Below are 26,264 nucleotides of genomic sequence, written 5' to 3'. Positions count from 1 at the left end.
GAGAATCATGGGTTCCCAGCACTCTCAGTCACTGGATTCGCTCAACACGCTCTCGGAACTGAAAGTTGGAGACAAGCAGTATCACTACTACTCGCTGAAGAAAGCGGCCGAGACGCTGGGTGACCTGACGCGCCTGCCCTTCACGCTCAAGGTACTGCTGGAAAATCAGCTGCGCTTTGAAGACGGCGAGACCGCTACCAAGGCTGACATCAAGGCATTGGCAGACTGGCAGAAGACCGCCTCCAGCACACATGAGATCGGCTATCGCCCCGCTCGCGTGCTGATGCAGGACTTCACCGGTGTGCCGGGCGTGGTTGATCTGGCCTCGATGCGTGATGCCGTCAAGAAGCTGGGCGCTGATCCAGAGAAGGTCAATCCGCTGACGCCAGTTGATCTGGTCATCGATCACTCGGTGATGGTGGATCACTACGGTGATGCCTCGGCCTTCAAGGACAACGTGCGTATCGAGATGGAGCGCAACCGCGAGCGCTACGAGTTTCTGCGCTGGGGCCAGCAGGCCTTCGACAACTTCTCCGTCGTACCGCCAGGCACTGGCATCTGCCACCAGGTCAATCTCGAGTACCTGGGACGTGCGGTCTTTACCCGTGAAGAAGACGGCAAGACATTCGCGTATCCCGATACCCTGGTCGGCACTGACTCTCACACCACCATGATCAACGGTCTGGGTGTACTTGGCTGGGGGGTTGGTGGCATCGAAGCGGAAGCTGCCATGCTCGGTCAGCCGGTATCGATGCTGATTCCCGAAGTGGTCGGCTTCAAGCTGAACGGCAAGCTCAACGAAGGCATCACCGCCACGGATCTGGTGCTGACCGTCACCCAGATGCTGAGAAGCCGTGGTGTGGTCGGCAAGTTCGTCGAGTTCTATGGTGATGGCCTCGATGACCTGCCGCTGGCAGATCGCGCCACCATCGCCAACATGGCACCGGAGTATGGGGCTACCTGCGGTTTCTTCCCTCTGGATGGCGAGACGCTCAACTACATGCGTCTGTCTGGCCGCTCCGACGAGCAGATCGCGTTGGTCGAGGCCTATGCCAAAGAGCAAGGCCTGTGGCGTGAGCCCGGTCACGAGCCGGTGTTCTCCGATACTCTTGAGCTGGACATGACTGAAGTCGTGGCCAGCCTCGCGGGCCCCAAGCGTCCGCAGGACCGCGTCGCACTGACCGACATCAAGCAAGTCTTCGAAAAGATTCTCGATGAGCAGCTTGGTGAGGTGCCGGATATCGAAGAAGGCAAGTGGCTTTCCGAAGGCGGCCAGACCGCCGTCGATGTCGAGCAAAGCTATGGCAAGGACGCCGGTTACAGTGAACTTGAGGGCGAAACCTTCCGCCTTGATCACGGTGATGTCGTCATCGCGGCCATCACCTCCTGCACCAACACCTCCAACCCCAGCGTAATGCTGGCCGCTGGTCTGGTGGCACGCAAGGCGCGTGAGAAGGGCCTGCGCAGCAAGCCATGGGTCAAGACCTCGCTAGCACCGGGCTCCAAGGTGGTCACCGAATATCTGACGTCCGCCGGTGTGCAGGAAGATCTCAACGCGCTGGGCTTCAATCTGGTCGGCTACGGCTGCACCACCTGTATCGGTAACTCCGGCCCACTGCCTGACCCCGTCGAAGCTGCCATCAACGAGCGAGACCTGACGGTCGCCTCGGTGCTATCGGGCAACCGCAACTTCGAGGGCCGCGTGCATCCCAACGTGCGCACCAACTGGTTGGCGTCGCCGCCCTTGGTGGTCGCCTATGCGCTAGCCGGCACCGTGCGTACCGACCTCTCCAAGGAGCCGCTGGGCAAGGATACCGAGGGCAATGATGTCTTCCTCAAGGACATCTGGCCGACCCAAGCGGAAATTGCCACGGCTGTCGAGCAGGTGCGTACCGACATGTATCGCAAGGAGTACGCCGAGGTCTTCAATGGCGACGAAACCTGGCAGGCCATCGAAGTCCCGGAAGCCGAGGTGTATGAATGGAAAGACTCCACCTACATTCAGCATCCTCCATTCTTCGAAGGCATGGGCCGTGAGCCGGAACCCATCAAGGACGTCGAGAACGCCCGTGTACTGGCCATGCTTGGCGACTCGGTGACCACCGACCACATTTCGCCGGCTGGCGCCATCAAGCCGGATAGTCCAGCGGGTCGCTACCTCAAGGAGCACGGTGTCGAGGTCAAGGACTTCAACTCCTATGGTTCACGCCGTGGTAACCACGAAGTGATGATGCGCGGCACCTTCGCCAACGTGCGTATCCGTAACGAGATGCTCGATGACGTCGAGGGCGGCGAGACACGTCACGTGCCGTCCGGCGAACAGATGGCGATCTACGATGCTGCCATGAAGTACGCCGAGGACAAGACCCCTCTGGTTGTGGTGGCGGGCAAGGAATACGGTACCGGCTCCTCACGTGACTGGGCAGCCAAGGGCACCCTGCTACTGGGCGTGCGTGCGGTGATTGCCGAATCTTACGAGCGCATCCACCGCTCCAACCTGATTGGCATGGGCGTGGTACCGCTGCAGTTCCCTAAAGGCGAGAGCCGTCAATCGCTGGGGCTGACTGGTGACGAAGAAGTCAGTATCAGCGGATTGAATGATCTGAGCGCTGGCGGCAAGGTCAAGGTGACTTTCAAGGGCAAGAAAGGCGAGCAGAAAGTCGAGGCGCTGTGCCGCATCGATACCGATAACGAGCTGGAGTACTACCGCCACGGCGGTATCCTTCAGTACGTGCTGCGCGGCATGCTGTAATCCTCAATCCCATTGAAGGTGGTTGAATCTTAAGTACCAGAAAGACAAAAACCCCCGCAGGCTGAGCCTGCGGGGGTTTCTTTATGCGGCACTCTCATGATGAGAGTTTAGAATGCCTTGCGACGGTAGGAGCGATAGCGTGGCTGCCAGAAGTTCTTCTCGATGTTGGCGAGAACCACTTCTTCGCTGGAGGCCAAAGCCACACCATCGGTTTGTGCCTGACGCGCCACATCAAAGGCGATCTGGCGGCTGATGGACTGGATGTCGCCCAGAGACGGCAGCAGTGCACCTTCACCCTTCACGACGATGGGCGCGTTGTTGGCCAATGCATTGGCGGCGGCCATCAGCATGTTGTCGGTGATACGCGAAGCATTGGCTGCCAGTACACCCAGACCGATGCCCGGGAAGATGTAGGCATTGTTGCACTGGGCAATCGCATGGATGTGGCCGTTGTGCTCGACCGGTGCGAACGGACTACCGGTCGCGACCAACGCCTTGCCGTCAGTCCATTCGATCACTTCGGCCGGCGTTACTTCGACACGGGAAGTGGGATTGGACAACGGCATGACCAGCGGGCTTTCGCAGCCGGCATGCATGGCACGAATCACCTCTTCGCTGAACAGGCCACGCTGACCGGACACACCGATCAGTATCGTTGGATGTGTGCCTTTGACCACATCCAGCAGACCGCGATCGCCAAGTTCGGTAACGCTTGCAGCGTCATGTGCCAGACGATTCTGGAAGTCATACAGTCCTTCCATGTCGCTGGTCAGCAGGCCGAAGCGATCGACCATATAAACGCGCTTGCGTGCTTCGCGCTCGTCCATACCTTCCTTGACCATCGCCACGACGATCATCTCAGCGATACCACAACCGGCGCTACCAGCCCCCAGGAAGGTGACGCGCTGATCGGAGAGCTTCTCACCTTTGGCCTTGCAGGCCGCCATCAGGGTCGCGACGACCACGGAGGCAGTGCCCTGGATATCATCGTTGAAGCAGCAGACCTCATCACGATAACGCTCGAGCAGCGGCATGGCGTTGGCCTGCGCGAAATCCTCGAACTGGATCAGCGCTTTCGGCCAACGGCGCTTCACGGCAGTGATGAAGTCAGCGACAAAGGCGTTGTAATCATCGCCAGTGACACGCTCGTGACGCCAGCCCATGTAACGCGGGTCGTCGAGCAGCTTCTGATTGTTGGTGCCCAGATCCAGCGAGATCGGCAGAGTGTAGGCTGGGCTGATGCCGCCACAGGCGGTGTACAGCGACAGCTTGCCGATGGGAATGCCCATGCCGCCAATACCCTGATCGCCCAGACCCAGAATACGCTCGCCATCGGTGACAACGATGACCTTGACGTTGTCCTTGGTTGCGGAGCGCAGGATGTCATCCATGTGCTCGCGGTCTGGATAGGAGATGAACAGGCCGCGGTGATTACGGTATATGTTAGAGAATTCCTCGCACGCCTGACCAACGGTCGGGGTGTAGATGATCGGCATCATCTCTTCGAGGTGTTCTTCAATCACACGGAAGAACAGGGTCTCGTTGTCGTCCTGCACCGAGCGCAACAAGATGTGCTTGTCGAGATCATTGGTGCATTGCTGATACTGACTGTAGACGCGCGCGACCTGCTCCTCGATGCTCTCGACATTCTGCGGCAGCAGGCCCATCAGATTGAAGCTGACACGCTCTTCAAGGCTAAAGGCGCTGCCTTTGTTGAGCAGCGGCATTTCGAGCAGGCTCGGGCCGGCATAGGGAATATACAGGGAGCGCTTGGAAGTATCGGTCATGGCGGGACTCTTGAATCAGTTGGGACGACCTCACGTCCGACACTCACCGCAGAATGACTGCAGGCTGCCGTACGCCCGAGGGACCTGTCGACGTGCGACTACCACGTACGACCAAGGCCGGATGATAACATGCGCACCTTATGCTTCGGCAGTCTGGTCGGGGTTGCCTGACGTTGCGTAGCGAGGAGACCCTTACAACGCAAAACGCCTCGCTTAATCCATCACTGATGGCTCAAACAAGGCGCTTACATTGGCTTAAGGCACCTGATTTCATGCCTTTCTCGTGCGTTCTTTATGCGAGGTCAGCTCGCGAAACCGCCTTACGCGGTGCCAACGAGAAGAAGGGTCGCAGACGCACCCCCAGCATATTGCCAGCGAAGGCTGCTACCAACCACAACCAGCCGTGCAGGCTGCCGGAGGCGATGCCGCCGAAGTAGGCACCGATATTGCAGCCGAAGGCCAAGCGTGCGCCGTAGCCAAGCATTAACCCACCCAGCACGGCCGCGACCAGCGAACGTAGCGGAATGTTCCACTTCGGTGCGAACTTGCCTGCCAGTAGTGCCGCCGCCAGCGCACCGACAATGATACCGATATTCATGACCGTGGTGATGTCATGGTAAAGCGGTGCAGCCAGCGCCTTGGCATTACCTGCTGCTTGCCAGTAGCCCCAGTCGCTGACATCGAAACCCAGCGCGGTATAGGCCTTGGTGCCCCACAGCGCGAAGGCCGAGGTGATGCCCCACGGACGGCCAGCCAGCGCCAGCGTCGCAAAGTTGAGCAGTGCCAGTGCCACGGCCCCCGCCAGCAGCGGCCAGGGCCCTCGCAGGAAGCGTGACAGGCCGCGCGGTTGGCTATCAGTCACGGCTGCTTTCTCAAGCGAACCATGACGGCGCTTTTCCAGCGTACGCGTCACCACCACGATGATGGCGAACAGCACCAGGCTTACGATGATGCCACCCAGTGCGCCGAAGCTATCCACCAGCGAGACCGCCGGCAGTGATGGCAGGCTCTGCCACCAGCTGAAGTGCGCGGTACCGATCACGGAGCCAACGCAGAAGAAGATCAGGGTGATCATCATGCGTGCATTGCCGCCACCGACGGTGAACAGCGTGCCCGAGGCGCAACCGCCGCCCAGCTGCATGCCGAGCCCGAACAGGAAGGCACCGACCACCACTGAGGTGCCCAGCGGCGAGACGAAGCCAGAAACCTCCTGCCCCCACAGACTGCCCCCCGCCAGCACAGGGAAGAACAGCACTACGGCAATCGCCAGCATCAGCATCTGAGCGCGCAGGCCACGACCACGGCGATCTGTGATGAACACTCGCCATGCCGAGGTGAAGCCGAAGGCGGCGTGATAAAGCACCACACCCAGGCACCGCCGATCAGTAGCAACAGGCCCTGACGCCAGCCAGACACCAGCGTCAGCAGCACTGCGGCAATCACTAGCAGGCCACCAGCCCAGATGGCCCGCGGACTGATGGTGGTAGAGGGCAGAGCAGGCTCACTGGCCTTGCCCGGCATCGCTTGGTGACTCATGTCTTGCTCCCCTTGGATATAATCATGTCGCTTTCCTTCAATGCGCCAAGCCTAGCGCGCCTCTTTATGCCTGTGAATGAATTTTAAGCGAGCTAATCATTCTTTTAAGATATATGGAGAGGCTAATACTTTCCCACAACCTCATCCACGATCCCGACCAACAGAAACGCCCGCCATTGAGGTCAATGACGGGCGTTTCACGCTCATGGTGCTGAGCTCATTCACGCGTAAAAGCGATGGAAGGAGGATGCACTCGAAGGCAACCTGACAGGTGGGCTTAGATGAAGTTGCCCAGGCCCACTGCACTCCGTAGACGCGTCATCATCGGCGCGGCCTCATCACGTGCACGCTCGGCACCACGTTTGAGAATGGCCTCGACATGCGCCGGATCATCCATCAGCTCGACGTAACGCTCACGCGGAGCCTTGAGATGATCGTTCAGATACTCGAACAGCTGATTCTTGGCATCGCCCCAGCCAATGCCGGCGGCGTACTGCTCACGCATGGCGGCGACTTCCGCCTCGGTGGCGAAGGCCGAATAGATCTGGAACAGGGAACAGGTATCCGGGTCCTTCGGCTCCCCCGGCTCCAGCGAGTTGGTCTTGATCTTGCGCACGCTCTTGAGCAGCTGCTTCTCGGTGCCGAACAGCGGAATGGTGTTGTTGTAGCTCTTGGACATCTTGCGGCCGTCGAGGCCCAGCAGCAGCTGGGATTTCTCGTCGGTCACCGCCTCGGGCATGGTGAAGTAATTGCCCTTGAAGAGGTGGTTGAAACGCCCTGCCATGTCACGTGCCATCTCGATATGCTGGATCTGGTCACGTCCGACCGGCACCTTGTGAGCATTGAACATCAGGATGTCCGCCGCCATCAGCACCGGATAGCTGAACAGACCCATGCTGATGCCGCGATCTGCATCCTCGATGCCCGCTTCCTCGTTCTCGGCCACGGCACCCTTGTAGGCATGTGCACGATTCATCAGGCCCTTGGCGCAGACACAGTTGAGCAACCACATCAGCTCCGGAATCTCCGGCACGTCCGACTGGCGATAGAAGATGGCGTTGTCGGTATCCAGGCCCAGCGCCAGCCAGGTCGCGGCGATCTCACGGCGCGACTCCTGCACTCGCTTCGGGTCCTGACACTTGATCAGGGCGTGGAAGTCAGCGAGGAAATAGAAGGACTGGACCGTTGGGTCCTGGCTGGCCTCAATGGCGGGCTTGATGGCGCCGACATAGTTGCCGAGGTGAGGGGTGCCGGTGGTCGTAATGCCGGTAAGAACGCGGGTCTTGGTCATGGATGCACTTCTTGGCCGTCTGTGTCGGGATAATCTTGCAAGCAAGTCGCATCGGGGCAGCCGCCTCTGACGGATGCCCCGATGCATGATGCCATTATCTTACCCCGAGGTGGATAGCCTTCGTAAGGGCTGCTCCGCCCTCCTCACCACCTTATCTCAGCGCCTCATCCAGTGGCGTGACAGGCATGTCAAAAGCTTCTCCCACTTCAGGCAGAATCAGGTGGCCATCGTGGACATTGAGGCCACCAGCAAAGTGGCGATCTTCACTTAACACCTTGCGGAAGCCACCATTGGCGAGGCGTACGACATACGGAAGCGTGGCACTGGTGAGAGCCTGAGTCGATGTACGCGATACGGCGCCCGGCATGTTGGCCACGCAGTAGTGGACGATGCCATCGACCAGATAGATAGGATCAGCATGCGTGGTCGGTCGGCTGGTCTCGAAGCAGCCGCCCTGATCGATCGCGACGTCGACCAGCACCGCCCCCGGTGTCATGTTGCGCAGATGCTCGCGCCGAATCAGCTTGGGGGCCGCAGCACCGGGCACCAGTACCGCCCCGATGATGAGCGCAGAGTGGCGTACCGCTTCGTCCAGCGCTTCTGACGTGGAGTAGACAGTGCGAATCTGACCTTGATAACGATGATCCAGCGTTTCGAGGCGAGCCAATGAGGTATCAAGAATCACGACTTCAGCGCCCAGCCCCAGCGCCATACGCGCGGCGTTCTCGCCCACGACACCTCCACCAATCACCGTGACGCGCGCTGGAGCGACACCGGGAACACCCGGCAATAGCACGCCCAGCCCGCCCTGGGCCTTTTCCAGCGCATGCGCACCGGCCTGGATGGCCATACGCCCCGCGACACGACTCATCGGTGCCAGCAGCGGCAAGCCTCCTGCGGCATCCGTCACCGTTTCGTAAGCAATCGCGGTCACGCCACTGGCCAGTAAACTCTCGGTCAGTTCACGCGCGGCGGCCAGATGCAGATAGGTGAAGAGCGTCTGTCCCTTCGAGAGGCGGGCCACCTCGCTCGGCTGGGGTTCCTTGACCTTGAGGATAAGCTCAGCGGAAGAGAAGACACGCTCGACAGCGGATTCCAGTCGCGCCCCAACGCCCTGATACTCGGCATCACTATAACCGCTGCCCTCTCCTGCGCCACACTCGACCGTGACCTCATGCCCATGGGCAATCAGCTCACGCACCCCCGCGGGAGTGAGTGCAACGCGATATTCATGGTTCTTGATTTCCTTCGGCACGGCGATCTGCATGGCGAATTCCTTGTACTGCTGGCGGAGTACTGCTGGCGGAGTGGAACTTGCAAAGTACTGTTGGCGAAGCACTACTAACGAAGTGCAGCTAGAGAATGCCGCACATTACACATGACACTCTCTAAGCACAGCAGACATAACGCTGTCTCGCCAGCCAGATGCTAGCGGCATCCACCAAATCACATCCTCTTCACAGAAGAATGCAGGGAATGTTGGCTACTATGCAGAATCCTCGCTCACCAACGCTGCCCCGTAGCACTCACGATAGGCAGCTGGCATCCGTCGCGCGCGCCCACTCGAGAGCTCAATACATACAAAACGTGTGCGCGCCGCCAATAATGTCAAGCCATCCGAGCAGCGTCGCAGTTGGAAGCGTCGTGTCAGACTGAGGCGACCATCACAGTCCACCAGCCAGGTCGCCAACATCAATGATTCATCAAGGCGGGCACTGGCCAGGTAATCGATCTCATGACGATGTACCGCCATGCCGCGATCATGCTCTCGGTAGTGCTCAATCCCGAGCCCAAGTGCCTCGGAATGCGCCCAGCTGATGCGCTCAAGCCAGCGCACATACTCGGCGTTATTGACATGACCATAGCCATCCAACGCTTCCCGGTTCACCGTGATGGGCAACAGAAAAGGACGCGGCAGCGCCCAGTCTCCAGCAGAGGGCTCCTTCAACGTATCAGGCCCGGTGGGCGCCTCAGTCGTCTGGCCATCAGCACTCATGCGACAAACTCCGGATCATCGTGAACATCACCATCGCGCTCCTCCTTGTGCCTTCCTTCGCCCAGCGGTGCACTGGCGCCACAGGCCCAACACTCACTGAAGCTACCTTCGAGCTGCTCTCCACACGCACACTGCCAATCCGGCTGCGTAGGCGCCGCCTCAATACGCGCCAGTAGACGTTTGGCACGCGACAGATTGTGCTCGGCCACCCACAGCTGAGGTTCGCAATCGTGCACCGGCAACTCACCCGCTGCCGCGCCAAGCAAACGGTTGCGCAATTCACAGGGAATCCCTTCACTCTCCAGCAGATTGCGCCAGTGATCGATGAGCACGAGATTGTGATGTGATGTCAGTCGTTTATACATGCTCTCAGACTATCAGAGTCCTTGGGCTGAAAACGACTGACTGAGCGCGATGTAATCAGAAACGGACAGGCCAGAACGAACAGGCCAGAAACGACAATGCCGCCCCGAGGGGCGGCATTGTCATGATCGAGCGGCAACAAGAGATCAGTCGCGATAGACCCGCAGACCAAGCGCCTTGAGATAGGACGTCTCGGGAATCGATGGATGCACCGGATGATCACTGCCCTGATGCCCCTGGAAGATGACCTGACCGTGGCGATCCTGATGGCGCACAGCACCACGTACGACATCCATCAGACGGTCCGGCGCCAGATGCATGGAGCAGGAACCTGACATCAGCAAACCGTCACGACCCAGCAGACGCATGGCTTCACGATTCAGACGCGCATAGGCACGCTCGCCGTTGGTGATGTCCTTGCGCTTGCGGATGAAGGCCGGCGGATCGACGATGATCACGTCAAACTGCTCGCTTTCAGCACGCAGTGCAGCCATGGCCTCGAAGACATCACCTTCCGCGGTGGAGACACGGTCTTCGACACCATTGAGCACGGCATTGTCAGAGACGCGTTGCAGTGCGGCAGCAGAAGAGTCGACACACAGCACTTCACTGGCACCATTCGCTGCTGCCTGCACGCCCCAGCCACCGACATAGCTGAATAGATCCAATACGCGCTTACCCTTTACCTGGCGATTGAGCCAGGCACGGTTGTCGCGGTGATCGTAGAACCAACCGGTTTTCTGGCCGTCGAGTACTGGCGCAGTGAACTTGACGCCATTCTCTTCCAGCATGACCTGGTCCGGCAGTTCGCCGTAGACAACTTCGACGCTACGATCGAGCTGTTCCTGACGACGACCGCTGGAATCGTTCTTGAATACGATGGCCGTCGGCTTGACGACCTTCAGCAGCGCATCGACGATCACTTCCGCCAGACGCTCCATGCCAAACGTATTCAGCTGACACACCAATACGTCGCCAAAACGATCAACGACCAGCCCCGGCAACAGATCACCTTCACCATGTACCAGGCGATAGTAAGGCTTGTCGTAAAGACTCTCACGCAGGGCCAGTGCCTGATTGAAGCGATGAACCAACAGCGAGCGATCGAGACGCTGCTCCGGGTCGCGCGACACGATACGTGCACAGATCAGCGAGTTCGGGTTGACGTATGCCACGCCCATCGCACGGCCATTGCTGGCCTCGATGATGGCCTGAGCGCCCGGCTCGAAATTCTTGAGCGGTGTCTCGACGATGTCGACTTCATTGGAGTACAGCCACAGATGGCCAGCCTTGAGGCGGCGATCAGCATTCTTTTTCAGGCGCAGACGTTCAGTCACAGGAAATATCCAGAAAGCAGAGAAAGGGGACAGGACGACGACAGGACGCGCCCGAACGGGCCTATTCTAGTCGTCAAGGCGACCCCGGTCACGGAGCCCCCCGGTCAAGCAGTGGTCTAGTGCTGGCAGTAAGGGCAAAAACAGCTCGCCCGCTGGCCTAGCACCAGACTCGTGATCTCATGACCGCATTCGCGACACGGCTCGCCACCACGTCCGTAGACATTGAGGCGTTGGGCGAAGTAGCCCGGCTTACCATCACCGCCAACGAAGTCACGCAGGGTCGTGCCGCCCTGCTCAATGGCCGCCGCCAGCACCGTACTTGCCGATGTGACTAGACGATCGCACTCTTCGCGGGTCACTTCACCCGCAGGTCGACGCGGATCAATACCGGCCATGAATAGCGCTTCGCTGGCGTAGATGTTACCCACCCCGACCACGTTGGCGTTATCCATCAAGAACGGCTTGATCGCGACACGGCGACGGCGCGAGCGCGTGAAGAAATACTCACCGGTAAATGCCGAGGACAGCGGTTCAGGCCCCAGCCGGCTCAACCGAATATCCGCATACGGATCGCCACTCACGAAATCCACGAAACCAAAGCGACGCGGGTCGTGATAGCGAAGTATCTGCCCGTTGCCCAGCACCACATCCACGTGGTCGTGAGTACGCGGCGGAGTGCCCAGCGGTACCAATCTGAGACTACCCGACATGCCTAGATGCCAGAGTAGATGGCCCTCAGCAATAGGCAGTAACAGATACTTGGCGCGCCGAGACAATTCACCAAAGCGATGTCCGACCAACCATTCGGCAAGCTCTCCAGGGACAGGCGTACGCAGACGTGGCTGACGAACGATCACCTCGGTAACTTCCTGCCCCTCAACCAACGGCGCGATACCGCGACGAGTCGTCTCGACTTCTGGTAATTCGGGCATGCTTTGTCCTCGACTTACGGCCAAACGCGCAACAGGGCGACGGCCAGTGCCGACACCCTGTTGCGGGATATGCCCAATCGGGCAGTATCCAGATACTCGAAAACCCGGTCAGGACCGGGTTTTCGAGGATTCCGACAGCACGCTGACGGGAAACAAGATCACTTGATCTTGGATTCCTTGTACATCACGTGCTTGCGAACAACCGGATCGTACTTCTTGAATTCAAGCTTGTCCGGAGTGTTACGCTTGTTCTTGTCGGTGGTGTAGAAGTGACCTGTACCGGCACTTGACACCAATTTGATCTTGTCACGCATTTTCAGTTTCCTTCCACATTCGCATTCACCGAACGGATGAAAGCATTGCTCTCGGTCCGGTTGCCATTGCTACAAGGCTGTCTTCTAAAATTTAGAAGCGCTCGCCACGTGCAGTGAGGTCCTTGAGGACATCGTCGATACCCTTCTTGTCAATGATGCGCATGCCCTTGGTAGAGACACGCAGCTTGACGAAGCGCTGCTGGGATTCAACCCAGAAACGGTGGGTGTGCAGGTTCGGCAGGAACCGGCGACGAGTCTTGCGCTGGGAGTGAGAAACATTGTTACCAGTCACCGGGCGCTTGCCGGTAACCTGACATACTTTGGACATTGGAGCCTCCAACCGCTGCGTTGGCTAAGTTGTTCAAAACCTGTCGGGCAAACCGGAAGTGGCAGGCGCCGCCTCATGCCCTGATTTCAAAGTGTGTTACGTCCATTCCGGAAGACAAGCTTCAGGGTACTGGAACGTGCAGGCGCAGCATTTTACCCGAAGAGTGACGCGAAAGCACGCCCAAGTCGGATTTTTTTCGCCAACACGCCCGTGCCCGAAGTGTCACATCGGTACAGCCGCTTGCTTAGCCGAACGCTTCACTCAGCCAATGTCGGCCAGAGTGGTCGCGAATTCTGTGGTGGGTGATACGGGAGGCGCAACATTACCACAATCAGTGCCCTGTTTTGCAATCCCCCGTCATACAGCATGTCTCACATGACGCTGGCCATTCGCTCTTTTATAACCAGCCACGCTCCGCAAAAGAGATGACTTCACCGTCACCCACCACGAAATGATCCAGCACACGAATATCAAACAGGCCCAGCGCCTCTTCCAATCGTTGAGTGATTCGTCGATCGGCATCGCTGGGCTCAGCAACACCTGATGGGTGATTGTGGGCCAGAATCAAGGCGCCTGCATTAAGTGCTAACGCACGCTTGACCACTTCGCGCGGATAGACCGCAGCAGCATCCAGTGTGCCAGTGAACAGCGTTTCAAAGCGTATGACGCGATGCTGACTATCAAGGAAAAGCGCCGCGAAGACCTCATGCGGCAAATCGCGTAGATGCGATGACAGATAGCGCCTTACCAGGACAGGCGACGTCAGCGCTGCACCGCGCATCAACAAGCTTTCCAGATGTCTACGCGATAGCTCAAGCGAAGCCTGCAGTTGGACATACTTGGCATCACCAAGACCTCTGGCGGCACAGAATTCGTCTTTCGTTGCCTCCAACAACGGTCTAAGCCCACCAAAGGTGGTCAGCAGGTCACGAGCCAGATCAACGGCAGAACGCCCCTTGATGCCGACTCGCAAGAATATCGCCAACAGCTCAGCATCTGACAATGCCGCAGCACCTAGCGAAATCAACTTTTCACGCGGGCGCTCCCCGACTGGCCACTCCCGAATCCCCATGCCCTGCTCCTTCCGTGTTGCCCGAAATACGGCGGCGGATCAATATCCAGCGCAGGCGCCGACAAGTGCTTCACACCAGACTCACCTGGTCGTAAAGCATGAGAAGAGTGGTCACCTCACTCCAAGCCTGCCACCAGCACTCTCAACGCTTATTCCTTCAACGCAAGCCTTGAAAGCCAAGATGGAAGGGCAGGAGGGAAGGCCAGTCAATGCACTCGCGACAGCCGCCGTACGCTGCCGGAGACGCTACGCAAGGTTGCATCACGGTGATATGGTAGAGGGCAGACTCAAGCGCTTAAAAATCGACGAATCAGGGACGCAGGACATACCATGCACTCACTCACCGGACGGCGCATTCTGCTAGGCATTAGCGGTGGCATTGCGGCCTACAAAGCCGCCCTCCTCACTCGCCTTTTGAAAAAGGCGGGGTGTGAGGTACGTGTTGCCATGACGGAGGGAGCCCAAGCCTTCATTACGCCACTGACCCTGCAGGCACTGTCGGGCAATCCAGTGCATACATCATTGCTCGACCCTGAGGCCGAAGCCGGCATGGGTCATATCGAACTGGCACGCTGGGCAGAGGTCATTCTCATTGCTCCCGCCACGGCCGACCTGATGGCGCGGCTAGCCCATGGCCATGCTGATGATCTGCTAACTACGTTGTGCCTAGCGAATGATGCGCACTGGGTAATGGCCCCAGCGATGAATCAAGCCATGTGGGGGCACCCTGCGACACAGCGTAATGCTCAACAATTGGTCGCTGATGGATGGACACTGCTTGGGCCAGATAGCGGCGAACAGGCCTGCGGCGATATCGGTGCTGGCCGCATGCTGGAGCCAGACGACATCTTTAAAGCACTGAGTGAGCAGCTCACTTCAGGCACCGTCGTATCAAGCCACTCAACGGCTGCTTCAAGTGAGCTGCCAGCCAGTGGCCTACGCATCACATTGACTGCTGGCCCGACTCGTGAAGCGCTTGATCCCGTGCGCTACCTGAGCAATCACAGTTCCGGCAAGATGGGATACGCATTGGCCGCCGAAGCCGTGGCACTGGGTGCCAGTGTGCGGTTGATCAGCGGCCCTGTCGCCCTGTCAACACCAGCAGGCGTGGAGCGCATCGACGTAGAGTCTGCACTTGAGATGCAAGCTGCGGCGGAGGCAGCGTTCGAGGACAGTGATATCTTCATCGGTTGCGCCGCCGTCGCTGACTTCCGTCCGACCGAGGTCGCCACGCACAAGCTCAAGAAACAGGCGGGTGAAGAGCAGATGCAGGTCGTGCTGACACGCAATCCCGATATCATTGCCGGTATTGCGAGCCGCAGCCATAAATACCGCACCGCCGGACAGCCAGCGCCTCTGATAGTGGCTTTGCCGCCGAGACGCGCGATGTAGCCCACTATGCTCGCGACAAGCTGACGCGCAAGCGCCTCGACATGATCGTGGCCAATGATGTCAGTACGCCGGGACTTGGTTTCGGCAGCGATTCCAATGCCGCCACCTTGTTGTGGCACGAGCGTGATTCGATCGCGCAGCAGGCCATCGACGCCTGCCCAAAATTCGCGCTGGCGCGTGAGATACTACTCCGCGCGCTGACGCTTCATCACCACAAGACAAGCATGAGTGCCGAGAGTGATGCCCAGCATGGCACCACTTCACCAACCTCACCTGCTGCCATTGACGATCAGGAAACACCTTGATGACCCGCCCCCAGCTCGAACTCAAGATTCTCGACGAGCGCGTTCGCGACTATCCGCTGCCGCATCACGCCACTCCCGGCAGCGCTGGAATGGACCTGCGGGCCCTGCTGGATACACCACTGACACTGGCACCCGGTGCCTGTGAGTTGGTCCGTACTGGCCTCGCAATTCACATTGCCGACCCGGCACTGGCCGGCATGATCCTGCCGCGCTCCGGTTTGGGTCACAAACACGGCATCGTGCTGGGCAATCTGGTTGGCTTGATCGATTCCGACTACCAGGGCGAACTGATGATTTCAGTCTGGAACCGCGGTACCAGCGAGTTCGTGCTGGAACCCGGTGAGCGACTGGCACAGTACGTGCTAGTACCTGTCGTGCAGGCAGAGCTGGTTGAGGTCACGGAATTCGACGCCAGTGAGCGTGGTGAGGGTGGCTTCGGCCACTCGGGCCGCCACTGAGCCCTTGCCATCCCAGGCACCTCAAACGCCTCAGGTATTCGCACCATTCATCACAGGTCAGCAAGCGACCGCACAGTCTTAATGATTGATTCAACCGACAGGGATGCACCATGAGCCAGGTACCCGCTTCAATTTTTCGCGCCTACGATATCCGTGGGATCGTTGACGAGACGCTCACCGAAGACGGCGTACGCGCCATCGGCCAATCCATCGGCAGCGAAGCCGCTGCACGCGGTGAATCCACCGTCGTGGTCGCGCGGGATGGCCGTCTCTCCGGACCACGTCTGTCCAAGGCGCTGATCGCGGGCCTGCGTGATGCCGGCCGTGATGTCATCGACATCGGCATGGTGCCGACCCCGGTGCTCTACTACGCCACCAACATCCTGGAAGGTACCCGTTCCGGCGTGATGCTGACCGGTAGCCATAATCCGGCCAATTACAATGGTCTGAAAATCGTTCTGGCGGGCGAAACCCTGTCTGGCGATACCATTACCGATCTATATCGTCGTCTCGCGGAGAATGACCTGAGCCAAGGCGAAGGCAGTCTGCGCGAAGAAGACGTGCGTGAGCGCTACCTGGAGCAGATCACCGGCGATGTGGTCGTCAAGCGTCCGCTCAAGGCAGTGGTCGACTGCGGCAATGGTGTGGCAGGTGAGCTGGGGCCAGAGCTCATCCGTCGCCTTGGCGTTGACACCATCGCTCTATTCGATGAGATCGACGGCAACTTCCCGAATCACCACCCGGACCCGGGCAAGCCGGAAAACCTTCAGGACCTGATTGCCAAGGTGAAGGAGACCGGTGCTGATATCGGCCTGGCCTTTGATGGCGACGGCGACCGTCTTGGCGTTGTCACTCCCAAGGGGGAAATCCTGTATCCGGATCGCCTGATGATGGCGCTCTCCGAGGATTTGATCGAACGTGTGCCGGGCGCGCGCATCATCTTTGACGTCAAGTGCACCGGCAATCTGGCGACCGTGATCGAGAAAGCTGGCGGCACGCCGGAAATGTGGCGCACTGGTCACTCACTGATCAAGGCGCGCATGAAGGAAACCGGCGCGGCGCTGGCCGGCGAAATGAGCGGCCACATCTTCTTCAAGGAACGCTGGTTCGGCTTTGATGATGGTATCTATGGTGCCGCACGCCTGCTGGAGATTCTGGCCAAGCAGGATGTGGACGCTGACACCTTCTTCGATCGTTATCCGCAGGACCTCGGCACCCCCGAGATCAATGTCGAGGTGACCGATGAGACCAAGTTCGCTATCGTCGAGCGCCTTGCGCGTGAAGGCGACTTCGGGACTGATGGCGTCAAGACCACCCTCGACGGTATTCGCGTTGACTACACTGACGGCTGGGGACTGTGTCGTGCCTCCAACACCACACCAGTGCTAGTGCTGCGCTTTGAAGGCAAATCCGAGGAATCCCTGGAGCGCATCAAGGACAGCTTCCGTGCCGCACTCAAGCAGGCAGAGCCCAGCATCGTGGCGCCCTTCTGATCTGCATCTCTACAGTTTCAAATATGACATGATGGACAGATAGAACGTGCGGCGACGGAAGACCCCGTCGCCGCACATGCTTTTCCGACGACAATTTCCGGACCTAATTTCTGTGGAGTGATACGCTGATGAGCCACGCCAACCGCGACCCACATCAGGTGGTCGAGGTCCTGTCCGAAGCCCTGCCTTATATCCAGCAGTTCTCCGGCAAGACCGTGGTGGTCAAGTACGGCGGCAACGCCATGACCGAAGAAGCCCTGATCAACTCCTTTGCACGTGACATGGTGCTGATGAAGGAAGTCGGCATCAATCCAGTGGTCGTGCACGGCGGCGGCCCTCAGATCGGTGCTCTACTCGCCAAGCTCAACATCGAATCACGCTTCGTTGATGGCATGCGTGTGACTGATGCCGAGACCATGGATGTGGTCGAGATGGTACTCGGCGGCCTGGTCAACAAAGGCATCGTCAATCTGATCAATCAGTGCGGTGGCAAGGCCATCGGCCTGACCGGCAAGGACAACAGTCAGATTCGTGCACGTCAGCTCAAGGTCAGCGGACATATGCCGGGCATGAATGCCTCGGAAATCATCGACATCGGTCATGTTGGTGAAGTGGAGCACGTTTCTACTGACCTGATCGAGCTGCTGACACGCAATGACTTCATTCCTGTCATCGCGCCGATCGGGGTCGATGCAGAGGGCCGCAGCTACAATATCAATGCCGACCTGGTGGCTGGCAAGGTCGCCGAGGCATTGGGTGCCGAGAAGCTGATGTTGCTGACCAACGTAGCGGGCCTCTTGAATGCCGAAGGTGAAGTCATGACTGGCCTGACCACTGAAGCGGTAGACGCGCTCATTGAAGACGGCACCATCTACGGCGGCATGTTGCCCAAGATCAGCTGTGCCCTGGATGCCGTAAAACAAGGTGTCCGTAGCGCACACATCATTGATGGCCGCGTTCCGCACGCTACCCTGCTTGAAATCTTCACGAATGCCGGGGTTGGCACGCTGATCAGCAACGCTGAAGCGGACCCTGTTACGGCTTAAAGAGCCTAAAGCCGGGGTATGCCCCGGTATTTCGCGCGAGGCAGCCAACACGCCTCAGGACACGTACCCGCCCATAGCACATCGCTATAGGCCGCGAGAAACGACAAGATCCCATGACGCAGGCGAATCCAAAACAATCCCGTCGCGAACAGATCCTTCAGGCACTCGCATTGATGCTGGAAGAGGACAGCGGCAAACGTATCACTACCGCGGCATTGGCACGTCAGGTCGGCGTGTCAGAAGCGGCACTTTATCGTCATTTCCCCAGCAAGGCGCGAATGTTCGAGGGGCTAATCGAGTTTATCGAGACCACTCTATTCGAGCGTATCGCATTGATTCTTCAAGACAACGACACAGCTCATGCTCGGGTGCACCATATCCTGAGTCTACTGCTGGGTTTTGCCGAGAAGAACCCGGGCCTGTGTCGATTGCTCAACGGTGATGCACTTACCGGTGAGACGGCACGCCTGCGCGTTCGCATGGCGCAGCTGTTCGAGCGCCTCGAGACCCAGCTCAAACAGGTGCTTCGCGAAGCCGAACCTCGCGAAGGGCTGCGACCGGCAATTACTGTCACAGCGGCTGCCAATTTGCTGCTGGCTTGTGCAGAAGGCCGTATCGGTCAATATGTGCGCAGTGATTATCGAAAACGCCCGACAGAGCATTGGGAAGACCAGTGGATGCTGTTGAGCCGTGATCTACTGCTGAGCAGTCAGGAGCGTATCGCTGTCTGATGAGGCACATCGCTGATTGATCCCAATAAGCTAGACCAACCAAAAAAAGCCCCGCCTGCAATGATTGCAGGCAGGGCTTTTTTGCACCTAGAGCTTTTCTCATGTCCACAAAATGCAGGGCGTGCTAGAGCGATACATCAACTTACTGTCATGAATCGCTCGACAATGGCGTCTGCTGACATCGGGCGTGCCAGCAGGAAGCCCTGATAGGAATCACAACCCAACTGCTTCAGTCCCTCAAACTGTGCTTCGGTCTCGACACCTTCCGCCACAATTTCATGCCCCAGCGAATGTCCCAGGCTGATGATGGCCCCTATGAGTTGAGTGGCTTGATGATTGGGGCAACGATTACCGCTGTCTACTATCGCAAGCGCATCCATCTTCATGACAAAACTGCGATCCACCTTGAGGACATCCAGTGGTAACGATGAGAGGTAGGAGAGCGAGGAATAACCTTGCCCGAAGTCATCCAGCGCCACTCTCACTCCCAGCTCACGCAACGCATTCAATACAGCCAACCCGCCTTCCATATCCTGAATCAGCAGCGTCTCGGTCACCTCAACCTCCAACCGCGTCGGCGAGAGATTCTGGCTTTCCAGTACGCTGATCACCTCATGCTCATATCCAGATGTCAGCTGCCGCGCCGAAAGATTGACGGCCATACGCGGCATGTGAAGCCCCACTTCTTGCCAGCGCACCATCTGGGCACAGGCCTCCTCCAGCACAAAGCGCCCAAGCCGGAAAATCAGCCCTGTCTCCTCTGCCAATGGGATGAACTGCGCGGGCGAGATCATGCCTAGCTCTGGATGCTGCCAGCGCAACAGCGCCTCAACACCTAGCAACTCGCCCTCTGCATTCAATTGAGGTTGGTAGTGAAGGTATAGCTGATCACGGTCAATGGCCTGACGCAGGTCTTGTTCCAGCGTCATGCGTGATGCCACATGCTTGTCCAGCGACGACTCCCAGCACAGCGCATGATCGCCACGCGACTTGGCGTGATAAAGCGCTACGTCAGCATTCAGCATCAGCGCCTGTGCATCACCACCCGATTCCGCCAGCGCGTAGCCTGCTGTCAGGCTGATGATCAGCGGCCGCCCTAGAATCGTAAACGGACGCTCAATCTTTTGCTGGAGCTCTTCTACTACCTGCGCCGGATGCTCATTGCCATGAGGGAGATAGAGACCAAATTCATCTGCCCCAAGTCGTGCCACTAGCCCACCGGGGGGCAATAGACGTCGCAGTCGCTCGCCCATTGATACCAACAGTTGGTCACCAGCTTCATGACCCAACCCATCATTGACGGTGGAAAAGCGATCAATATCGGCATAGATCATCAGCCCGCCAACCGCGACATTTTCATCGGCCGCCGCCATGAAGGCTTTACGATTATGGAGGCCGGTCAGAGCATCGTGTCGCGCAAGGAAGTCGAGCTGCCGCTCGGATTCCTTGTGGGCGCTGATATCGAGCAGCAAGCCCTCCCAGTAGCGCACTCCGTCCTCGCCCTCGATCATCACACTACGTTCCAGCACCCAACGCTCGTGGTCGGCGATAATTCTGAATACCTGCTCATGGCGCATCTGGGCGCACATTGCCCAGTGACGCGCCGTGCTGACAGCCTGACGATCTTCCTGATGGATCAATTCGGACAACGTGACGCCGGCACCCACCAGCGACTCGGCAGAACGTCCGAATAGTTCCGCGGCACCGCTGCTGATAAACGTCAACACACCTGTATTGACCTCAATGCGATACACCACGCCTGGCAAGTTATCCATCAGGGTAATCAGGGTGCGTGAGCGCGCGGTCATGGATTCCAGCGCCCCTTCAAGCTCATCATGACGTTCGCCACGCTGACGTTCAGCACGGGCCACAACGACGACGAGAACTACCAGAAAGATACCGCCCAGCAATAGACCGAACCAAGTACGCTGCCACCAGTACCACCATAGAGTGGACACTGGCTGACTTACCACGCTGAATAGCTTGAGAGGTGCGATATAACTGCCTGCGGCCATGCGGGGGCGTCCATCAAAACCCGGCACATGATAACGACGCACGCCACGCTCCGAGATGTACTTGCCCATGCTGGCCAGAGAAGACAGCGGCAGCTTCCCTGTAATGCCTAGCGCATGTTCCTGAGGACTGGAGAACAACAGCAAACCGTTGGTCGAGAACAAACGCAGGCGCTGACCTTCATCAGAGCCAGGATTGGCCAGTAGGCTACGAGACTCCGAGAAATCCAGGCAACCGATGATTAGCCAAGGCATGCCTTCGACATCCATATATCGATAAAACGGGAGACCTGGTTGCCCGGATGCCAGCGGTAACGCTGACCCAAACAGCAGGCTGCTGCGCCCCGGCAATGCCTGAGCCTCGGACTGAGAAAGCTGCCAACTGCAGCTGCGCCCGACACCAATCTGACGAAGACTACTTCCGCGATAATCAGCGAACGGTACCGCTATCAAGGAGACTAACGAGGGGTGCCGCCCCAGCGCACTTTCAAGCGAGCCACGCCACTGATCATCACTCTCCCCCCGCAACACTCGTTCCAGCACCATCATTTCGCGAGCGACATCTGAAATCAGCTGCTCAGTGGAGATGTGTAGTTGAGTATCCAGCGCCTCAAGTCTTCGCATCTCTTGCTCGCGCACATCGAACCACTGGCTGGCCAGATAGAGCCCCCCAAGCACCACCAGCAAGGCGGCATTGATGCCAAAGATCCGCCATAGCGAATGTGTACCACCGTCACGGGGAGAAATTGGGTCCACAGAGCCACCAATAAAGGAATGAAATATATCGCACTGTAACAGAATGAAACATTATGTTGCACTGTTCAACTGATAACTGCTTCCCTATTAGTATCGACCCTGCCTCAACGAAGATACCCCGTCGAGATTCTCGAGGGGTATCTTTATTCATCGCAGCATTATCCAAGAGTGAACTTAGGCAGCGAAGCCTTCACTCATATCACCCATCGATTCACGCAGCTTCTTCATGGCATTTTTTTCAAGCTGGCGAATACGTTCAGCAGACACGCCATAGATATCAGCAAGCTCATGCAAGGTTGACTTGTTATCGCTCAACCAGCGTTGCTGCAGGATATCGCGAGAGCGCTCATCCAGCGCAGCCAATGCTTTCAGCAAGCGACCATGGGAGTCGTTTTCCATGTCCTGCTGCTCAACCCGAGCGGCCGGGTCAAGGCTATGGTCTTCGAGATAGTTGGCCGGCGCCTGATAAGCAGAACTTTCATCGTCGCTGGGCCCTGCATCAAACCCCGCATCGTGTGCAGAGAGACGGCTTTCCATCTCACGCACTACTGTGGGCTTGACGTCCAGATCACCCGCAATCGCGTCTACTTCATCATTGTTCAACCACCCCAGACGCTTCTTGGCACCACGCAGGTTGAAGAACAGCTTACGCTGAGCCTTGGTGGTCGCGACCTTGACGATACGCCAGTTACGCAACACAAACTCGTGGATTTCGGCCTTGATCCAGTGCACAGCAAAGGAGACCAGACGAACTCCCTGATGAGGATCAAAGCGCTTGACCGCTTTCATCAGGCCGACATTACCTTCCTGGATCAGATCTGCCTGCTGCAAGCCATAACCGCTGTAGCTGCGCGCGATATGTACAACGAAGCGCAGGTGCGACATGACGAGACGACGTGCCGATTCCAGATGATTTTCTTCATGCAGACGTAACGCTAGCTCATGCTCTTCTTCCGCAGTAAGCACAGCGATACGGTTCACCGACTGAATATAGCCGTTTAGATCTTGACCCGGTGACAGATGGCCAAGTGGCTGAAGACTAGTGCTCATAATACAGATGTCTCCATGGTTGCCTAATTCACGCATGCAAGTAGTAAGACTGTGAAGGTTGCAACAGGTTCCCGTCAAGGCTGTACATGACGTGTATAAATGTCATGTCACGTTGCGCGGCGTAACATGACAAAGTGAGAAAAACGTTTAATCGCCCACCCTCCTTTCACTGCCACCCGGTAAAAATGTTGTCGGGGCGTAATCGTTGCCTGCCGTCATGACAATATCGACAGCTGATCGCCAATAATTAACGTGGGGATATGCTGGCGAGATGACGCCCTACCGCAAACCAGGCACCGACCCAGCCCAGTATTGTACTCGAAAACAGCAGTGCAGCGCCGCCTGAAAGCCCCAGTGAAGGCAACACATAGTTGCCGCCATAGCTTTGTACAAGGCCCGTCACAGGAGCTGCCAGCCAGCTACCTCCTAGCGCCAGAATCCCGCAGGCCAGCAACCCGCCCCCCAGCCCATACCAAGCGCCACTGTACAAGAAAGGACGTCGCACAAAGGCATGCGTTGCTCCAATCAGTGTCACCACTTCAATTTCCTGCCGGCGGCTCTCTACGGATAGGCGAATGGTATTACCCACGACTAGCAGAACACCAAGACCAAACAAGACCGCCAATCCCAGCGTCACTTTTTGGCCTAGCTCACCCAATTGGCGAAGACGCTCCAACCAGGCCAGATCGAGCCGCGCGCTCTCCACGCCCGGTTCACTTTCCAGTCGAGTCGCCAGCTGATGCACAGACTCCGGCGTCGTATCGACAGGTGTAATCATGATACTGGCGGGGAGTGGATTATTATCCAGCAAGCTTAAGGAACGCTTGAGGTCCAGCGCCTGAGCGAACTCTTCCATGCCTTCAGCCGCAGTGATCAGACGCACACCGCCGATGCCCTGCTCGTCTCGCAATCGATCTGCCAGGTCCAGCGCCCGCCCTTCACTGACGGAGGTATCAAGATACAGCGTCAACTGAGCACTGTCGTTGAGCTCATTATCCAACAACCGCGCACTATCCAGCGCCAGCCATAATGCCGCCGGTAATGTCAGTGCGATGGCGATAGCAAGCATGGTGAGAAGACTGGCAATCGGTGTAACGAGCAGTCGTCGAGCACTATCACGCGCCATGGCGCCATGATGGCTCAACCAACTACGATAGCGACTCTCGACGGAGACTCGACTGGAGCGTGCCCCCTTGCGTGCGCGACGCTCAGCAGCATCGGCAGATTCTACTGCTTCGGGAGTCGGCTTGCGTGTGCGAAGGCGAGAAGAACTCATCGAGCATCCTTGTCAGCAATCAGGCGGCCATCGGCGAGTTCAAGCGTGCGATGGTGCAGGCCCGCAATCAGCGCCAAGTCGTGGCTGGCAATCATCACCGTGGTACCGATGCGATTGAAATCCTCGAACAACCGCATTATGTCTGCGGATAACGCCGGATCGAGATTACCAGTAGGCTCATCTGCCAGCAGCAACGCAGGCTTGTTGACCACGGCGCGCGCGATCCCCACCCGCTGCTGCTCACCACCGGATAACTCAACCGGCAGTGCCTTTTCTCGGTGTAGCAAACCCACCTTGTCGAGCGCAGCCCGCACGCGCCGAGCCTGTTCACGTGGTGTAACACCCTGAATCATCAGCGGCAGTGCCACGTTATGGAATATATTGCGATCGCTGAGCAGCTGATGATCCTGAAAGACCACGCCAATCTGGCGGCGGTAATACGGTACCTGGGAGACGTGCAGTCGGCCGATATCATGGCCGGCCACCAGTATGCGCCCCCGCGAAGGCCGCTCAAGGAGCATGATCAGCTTGAGCAGTGAGCTCTTTCCTGCGCCGGAATGCCCAGTGAGAAAAGCCATTTCGCCTCGCTCGACCGTGAAGTCGAGCCCGGCCAGTGCATCAAAGCGCCCACCATAACGCTTGCCTACATGCTCGAATGCGATCATGCCTCGCGCTGCTCCTCGTCGACCTCTTCCCCACTACGGGCAAACAACGCACTGACGAAATCATCGGCTGCGAAGGGACGCAGATCATCCACACCTTCACCGACGCCAATATAGCGAATCGGCAGATTGAGCTGCTTGGCCAACGCGAAGATAATGCCGCCCTTGGCAGTGCCATCAAGCTTGGTCAGCGTCAGGCCAGTAATATTGACCGCCTCATGGAAGGTGGTCGCCTGCGCCAGTGCGTTCTGCCCGGTACCCGCGTCCAGTACCAGCATCACTTCGTGCGGCGCATTGACGTCCAGCTTGGCCATCACGCGCTGCACCTTCTTGAGCTCTTCCATCAGATGGCTCTTGTTGTGCAGACGCCCAGCAGTATCAGCAATCAAAATATCGACGTTACGTGCTTGGCTGCCTCCAGCGCGTCATAGATGACAGATGCGCTATCAGCGCCGGTGTGCTGCGCGATGACCGGCACCTTGTTGCGTTCTCCCCAGACCTTGAGCTGCTCGACCGCTGCCGCGCGGAAGGTATCGCCAGCCGCCAGCATCACGCTGCGGCCCTGGCTCTGGTAGCGCTTGGCCAGCTTGCCGATGGTGGTGGTCTTGCCGACCCCGTTGACCCCGATCATCAGAATCACGAAGGGACCACTGCCCTTGGGCGGCAGCTCGATGTCACGTGCAACCGGTGCCAGCATCACGCGCAGCTCTTCCTGCAACGCCTGATAAAGCGCCTCCGGCTCTTTAAGCTCCTTGCGGGAGATACGTGCCGTCAGGTTATCGATGATCTCGGTGGTGGCCTCGATCCCCACATCTGCCATCAGCAGCTGGGTCTCGAGATCTTCCATCAGTTCATCGTCAATCTGCTTCTTGCCGAGGAACAGGCTAGCAACGCCCTCTGTCAGGTTGGCGCGCGTCTTGCCAAGCCCTGCTTTCATGCGCGCGAAGAAACCACGGCGCGGCTTCTCACGGCCATCACGAGCAGTATCCCGCTCATCTTCCGAGGCATTGGTTGATGCGTCAGCCTCCAGCTCCTCGTGAATAGAGGCAGCGATGCCTTCAGCGGCACGTACTTCAGCTTCCTGGCGAGCTTGCTCCAGTGCCGCACGCTCCTCTTCCTCGATGGCCACAAACTCGGCTGCGGCTCGCGCTTCGGCAATGCGCTCTTCTTCCTGACGCGCAACAACACGTGCGTCTTCTACACGTGCGGCTGCAGCGACTTCTTCTGCAATCGCTTGTGCTTGGATTTCAGCCGCTTTTTCGGTGGCAATGCGATCCGCTTCAGCCTTGGCGGCCTGCTCAGCAGCAATGCGTTCGGCTTCAGCCTTGGCGGCCTGCTCAGTAGCAATGCGATCCGCTTCAGCTTGGGCGGCCTG

19 protein-coding genes and 3 pseudogenes are annotated in these 26,264 nt (G+C 58.2%); 6 read left to right on the top strand and 16 right to left on the bottom strand.

Going from position 1 to position 26,264, the window contains the following annotated elements; genetic code table 11:
- Positions 1–7: 7 nt before the first annotated feature.
- Positions 8–2,752 carry an aconitate hydratase AcnA gene (gene acnA / locus BF12_RS0104480; RefSeq protein ID WP_024951232.1) on the top strand — a complete coding sequence of 915 codons (2,745 nt, stop codon included), beginning with the start codon at positions 8–10 and terminating at the stop codon, positions 2,750–2,752.
- Positions 2,753–2,859: 107 nt separating this feature from the next.
- Here acnA and BF12_RS0104475 read toward each other — a convergent pair whose 3' ends face one another.
- The 11 genes and pseudogenes from BF12_RS0104475 to radC all read right to left on the bottom strand — a co-directional run bounded on the left by BF12_RS0104475 (position 2,860) and on the right by radC (position 13,708).
- Positions 2,860–4,539, bottom strand: a complete 1,680-nt coding sequence (locus tag BF12_RS0104475; RefSeq protein ID WP_024951231.1) for an NAD-dependent malic enzyme — start codon at positions 4,537–4,539, stop codon at positions 2,860–2,862.
- Positions 4,540–4,831: 292 nt separating this feature from the next.
- Positions 4,832–6,060: pseudogene (locus tag BF12_RS18675) on the bottom strand (YeeE/YedE family protein).
- 292 nt (positions 6,061–6,352) lie between these two features.
- Complete coding sequence (locus BF12_RS0104465) at positions 6,353–7,366, bottom strand: tryptophan--tRNA ligase (RefSeq protein ID WP_024951230.1); 1,014 nt, start codon at positions 7,364–7,366, stop codon at positions 6,353–6,355.
- Between the two features lie 151 nt (positions 7,367–7,517).
- Complete coding sequence (ald, locus tag BF12_RS0104460) at positions 7,518–8,633, bottom strand: alanine dehydrogenase (protein WP_024951229.1); 1,116 nt, start codon at positions 8,631–8,633, stop codon at positions 7,518–7,520.
- A gap of 219 nt (positions 8,634–8,852) precedes the next feature.
- Complete coding sequence (locus BF12_RS0104455; protein ID WP_024951228.1) at positions 8,853–9,362, bottom strand: acyl-CoA thioesterase; 510 nt, start codon at positions 9,360–9,362, stop codon at positions 8,853–8,855.
- Positions 9,359–9,727, bottom strand: coding sequence for a putative signal transducing protein (locus BF12_RS18670; protein ID WP_024951227.1), 369 nt, complete (start codon positions 9,725–9,727; stop codon positions 9,359–9,361). The genes BF12_RS0104455 and BF12_RS18670 overlap by 4 nt, the downstream gene beginning before the upstream one ends.
- Positions 9,728–9,871: 144 nt before the next feature.
- A complete protein-coding gene (locus BF12_RS0104445) occupies positions 9,872–11,062 on the bottom strand; it encodes a class I SAM-dependent rRNA methyltransferase (RefSeq protein WP_024951226.1) in 1,191 nt (396 codons plus the stop codon).
- Positions 11,063–11,178: 116 nt separating this feature from the next.
- Entirely contained in the window at positions 11,179–11,994 is an 816-nt protein-coding gene (gene mutM, locus BF12_RS0104440; RefSeq protein WP_024951225.1) for a bifunctional DNA-formamidopyrimidine glycosylase/DNA-(apurinic or apyrimidinic site) lyase, read from the bottom strand.
- 158 nt (positions 11,995–12,152) lie between these two features.
- Positions 12,153–12,308, bottom strand: coding sequence for a 50S ribosomal protein L33 (gene rpmG / locus BF12_RS0104435; protein WP_024951224.1), 156 nt, complete (start codon positions 12,306–12,308; stop codon positions 12,153–12,155).
- Between the two features lie 91 nt (positions 12,309–12,399).
- Entirely contained in the window at positions 12,400–12,636 is a 237-nt protein-coding gene (gene rpmB / locus BF12_RS0104430; RefSeq protein WP_024951223.1) for a 50S ribosomal protein L28, read from the bottom strand.
- Between the two features lie 397 nt (positions 12,637–13,033).
- Positions 13,034–13,708, bottom strand: coding sequence for a RadC family protein (gene radC, locus BF12_RS0104425; RefSeq protein WP_024951222.1), 675 nt, complete (start codon positions 13,706–13,708; stop codon positions 13,034–13,036).
- Positions 13,709–14,038: 330 nt separating this feature from the next.
- Between radC and coaBC the strand changes: the two are divergent.
- The 5 genes and pseudogenes from coaBC (at position 14,039) to slmA (ending at position 19,133) form a co-directional block, all read left to right on the top strand.
- A pseudogene (gene coaBC / locus BF12_RS18665) lies at positions 14,039–15,405 on the top strand (bifunctional phosphopantothenoylcysteine decarboxylase/phosphopantothenate--cysteine ligase CoaBC).
- Positions 15,405–15,863 (top strand): dUTP diphosphatase, encoded by a 459-nt coding sequence (dut, locus tag BF12_RS0104415; protein WP_024951221.1) that lies wholly within the window; start codon positions 15,405–15,407, stop codon positions 15,861–15,863. The pseudogene coaBC and the gene dut overlap by 1 nt, the downstream one beginning before the upstream one ends.
- Before the next feature lie 110 nt (positions 15,864–15,973).
- Positions 15,974–17,356 (top strand): phosphomannomutase/phosphoglucomutase, encoded by a 1,383-nt coding sequence (locus BF12_RS0104410; RefSeq protein WP_024951220.1) that lies wholly within the window; start codon positions 15,974–15,976, stop codon positions 17,354–17,356.
- Positions 17,357–17,484: 128 nt separating this feature from the next.
- Positions 17,485–18,402 carry an acetylglutamate kinase gene (gene argB, locus BF12_RS0104405; RefSeq protein ID WP_024951219.1) on the top strand — a complete coding sequence of 306 codons (918 nt, stop codon included), beginning with the start codon at positions 17,485–17,487 and terminating at the stop codon, positions 18,400–18,402.
- A gap of 113 nt (positions 18,403–18,515) precedes the next feature.
- Positions 18,516–19,133, top strand: a complete 618-nt coding sequence (gene slmA, locus BF12_RS0104400) for a nucleoid occlusion factor SlmA (RefSeq protein ID WP_024951218.1) — start codon at positions 18,516–18,518, stop codon at positions 19,131–19,133.
- 137 nt (positions 19,134–19,270) lie between these two features.
- Here the strand turns inward: slmA and BF12_RS21040 are convergent, their stop codons facing one another.
- The 5 genes and pseudogenes from BF12_RS21040 to ftsY form a co-directional block, all read right to left on the bottom strand.
- Positions 19,271–21,901 carry a putative bifunctional diguanylate cyclase/phosphodiesterase gene (locus BF12_RS21040; protein WP_024951217.1) on the bottom strand — a complete coding sequence of 877 codons (2,631 nt, stop codon included), beginning with the start codon at positions 21,899–21,901 and terminating at the stop codon, positions 19,271–19,273.
- A 174-nt stretch (positions 21,902–22,075) separates the two neighbouring features.
- On the bottom strand, positions 22,076–22,951 hold the full coding sequence (gene rpoH / locus BF12_RS0104390; protein WP_024951216.1) for an RNA polymerase sigma factor RpoH: 876 nt from the start codon (positions 22,949–22,951) through the stop codon (positions 22,076–22,078).
- Positions 22,952–23,198: 247 nt separating this feature from the next.
- Positions 23,199–24,227, bottom strand: a complete 1,029-nt coding sequence (gene ftsX / locus BF12_RS0104385; RefSeq protein WP_024951215.1) for a permease-like cell division protein FtsX — start codon at positions 24,225–24,227, stop codon at positions 23,199–23,201.
- Complete coding sequence (ftsE, locus tag BF12_RS0104380) at positions 24,224–24,892, bottom strand: cell division ATP-binding protein FtsE (protein ID WP_024951214.1); 669 nt, start codon at positions 24,890–24,892, stop codon at positions 24,224–24,226. Before ftsE ends, ftsX begins: the two co-directional genes overlap by 4 nt.
- Positions 24,889–26,237 (bottom strand): annotated as a pseudogene (ftsY, locus tag BF12_RS18655) (signal recognition particle-docking protein FtsY). Before ftsY ends, ftsE begins: the two are co-directional and overlap by 4 nt.
- Between the last annotated feature and the right edge of the window lie 27 nt (positions 26,238–26,264).

Origin of the sequence: Cobetia crustatorum (genome assembly GCF_000591415.1) — a bacterium.
Classification (GTDB): Bacteria; Pseudomonadota; Gammaproteobacteria; order Pseudomonadales; family Halomonadaceae; genus Cobetia; species Cobetia crustatorum.
This window is presented reverse-complemented; position numbering and strand designations above follow the sequence as displayed.

Bases quoted from the DNA above. Each gene is read 5' to 3' on its own strand.
- acnA (WP_024951232.1), top strand. From the start codon at position 8: ATGGGTTCCCAGCACTCTCAGTCACTGGATTCGCTCAACACGCTCTCG.
- BF12_RS0104465 (WP_024951230.1), bottom strand. From the start codon at position 7,366: ATGACCAAGACCCGCGTTCTTACCGGCATTACGACCACCGGCACCCCT.
- mutM (WP_024951225.1), bottom strand. From the start codon at position 11,994: ATGCCCGAATTACCAGAAGTCGAGACGACTCGTCGCGGTATCGCGCCG.
- rpmG (WP_024951224.1), bottom strand. From the start codon at position 12,308: ATGCGTGACAAGATCAAATTGGTGTCAAGTGCCGGTACAGGTCACTTC.
- argB (WP_024951219.1), top strand. From the start codon at position 17,485: ATGAGCCACGCCAACCGCGACCCACATCAGGTGGTCGAGGTCCTGTCC.
- dut (WP_024951221.1), top strand. From the start codon at position 15,405: ATGACCCGCCCCCAGCTCGAACTCAAGATTCTCGACGAGCGCGTTCGC.
- BF12_RS18670 (WP_024951227.1), bottom strand. From the start codon at position 9,727: ATGTATAAACGACTGACATCACATCACAATCTCGTGCTCATCGATCAC.
- ftsX (WP_024951215.1), bottom strand. From the start codon at position 24,227: ATGAGTTCTTCTCGCCTTCGCACACGCAAGCCGACTCCCGAAGCAGTA.
- slmA (WP_024951218.1), top strand. From the start codon at position 18,516: ATGACGCAGGCGAATCCAAAACAATCCCGTCGCGAACAGATCCTTCAG.
- BF12_RS0104410 (WP_024951220.1), top strand. From the start codon at position 15,974: ATGAGCCAGGTACCCGCTTCAATTTTTCGCGCCTACGATATCCGTGGG.
- ald (WP_024951229.1), bottom strand. From the start codon at position 8,633: ATGCAGATCGCCGTGCCGAAGGAAATCAAGAACCATGAATATCGCGTT.
- rpmB (WP_024951223.1), bottom strand. From the start codon at position 12,636: ATGTCCAAAGTATGTCAGGTTACCGGCAAGCGCCCGGTGACTGGTAAC.
- BF12_RS0104475 (WP_024951231.1), bottom strand. From the start codon at position 4,539: ATGACCGATACTTCCAAGCGCTCCCTGTATATTCCCTATGCCGGCCCG.
- radC (WP_024951222.1), bottom strand. From the start codon at position 13,708: ATGGGGATTCGGGAGTGGCCAGTCGGGGAGCGCCCGCGTGAAAAGTTG.
- rpoH (WP_024951216.1), bottom strand. From the start codon at position 22,951: ATGAGCACTAGTCTTCAGCCACTTGGCCATCTGTCACCGGGTCAAGAT.
- ftsE (WP_024951214.1), bottom strand. From the start codon at position 24,892: ATGATCGCATTCGAGCATGTAGGCAAGCGTTATGGTGGGCGCTTTGAT.
- BF12_RS0104455 (WP_024951228.1), bottom strand. From the start codon at position 9,362: ATGAGTGCTGATGGCCAGACGACTGAGGCGCCCACCGGGCCTGATACG.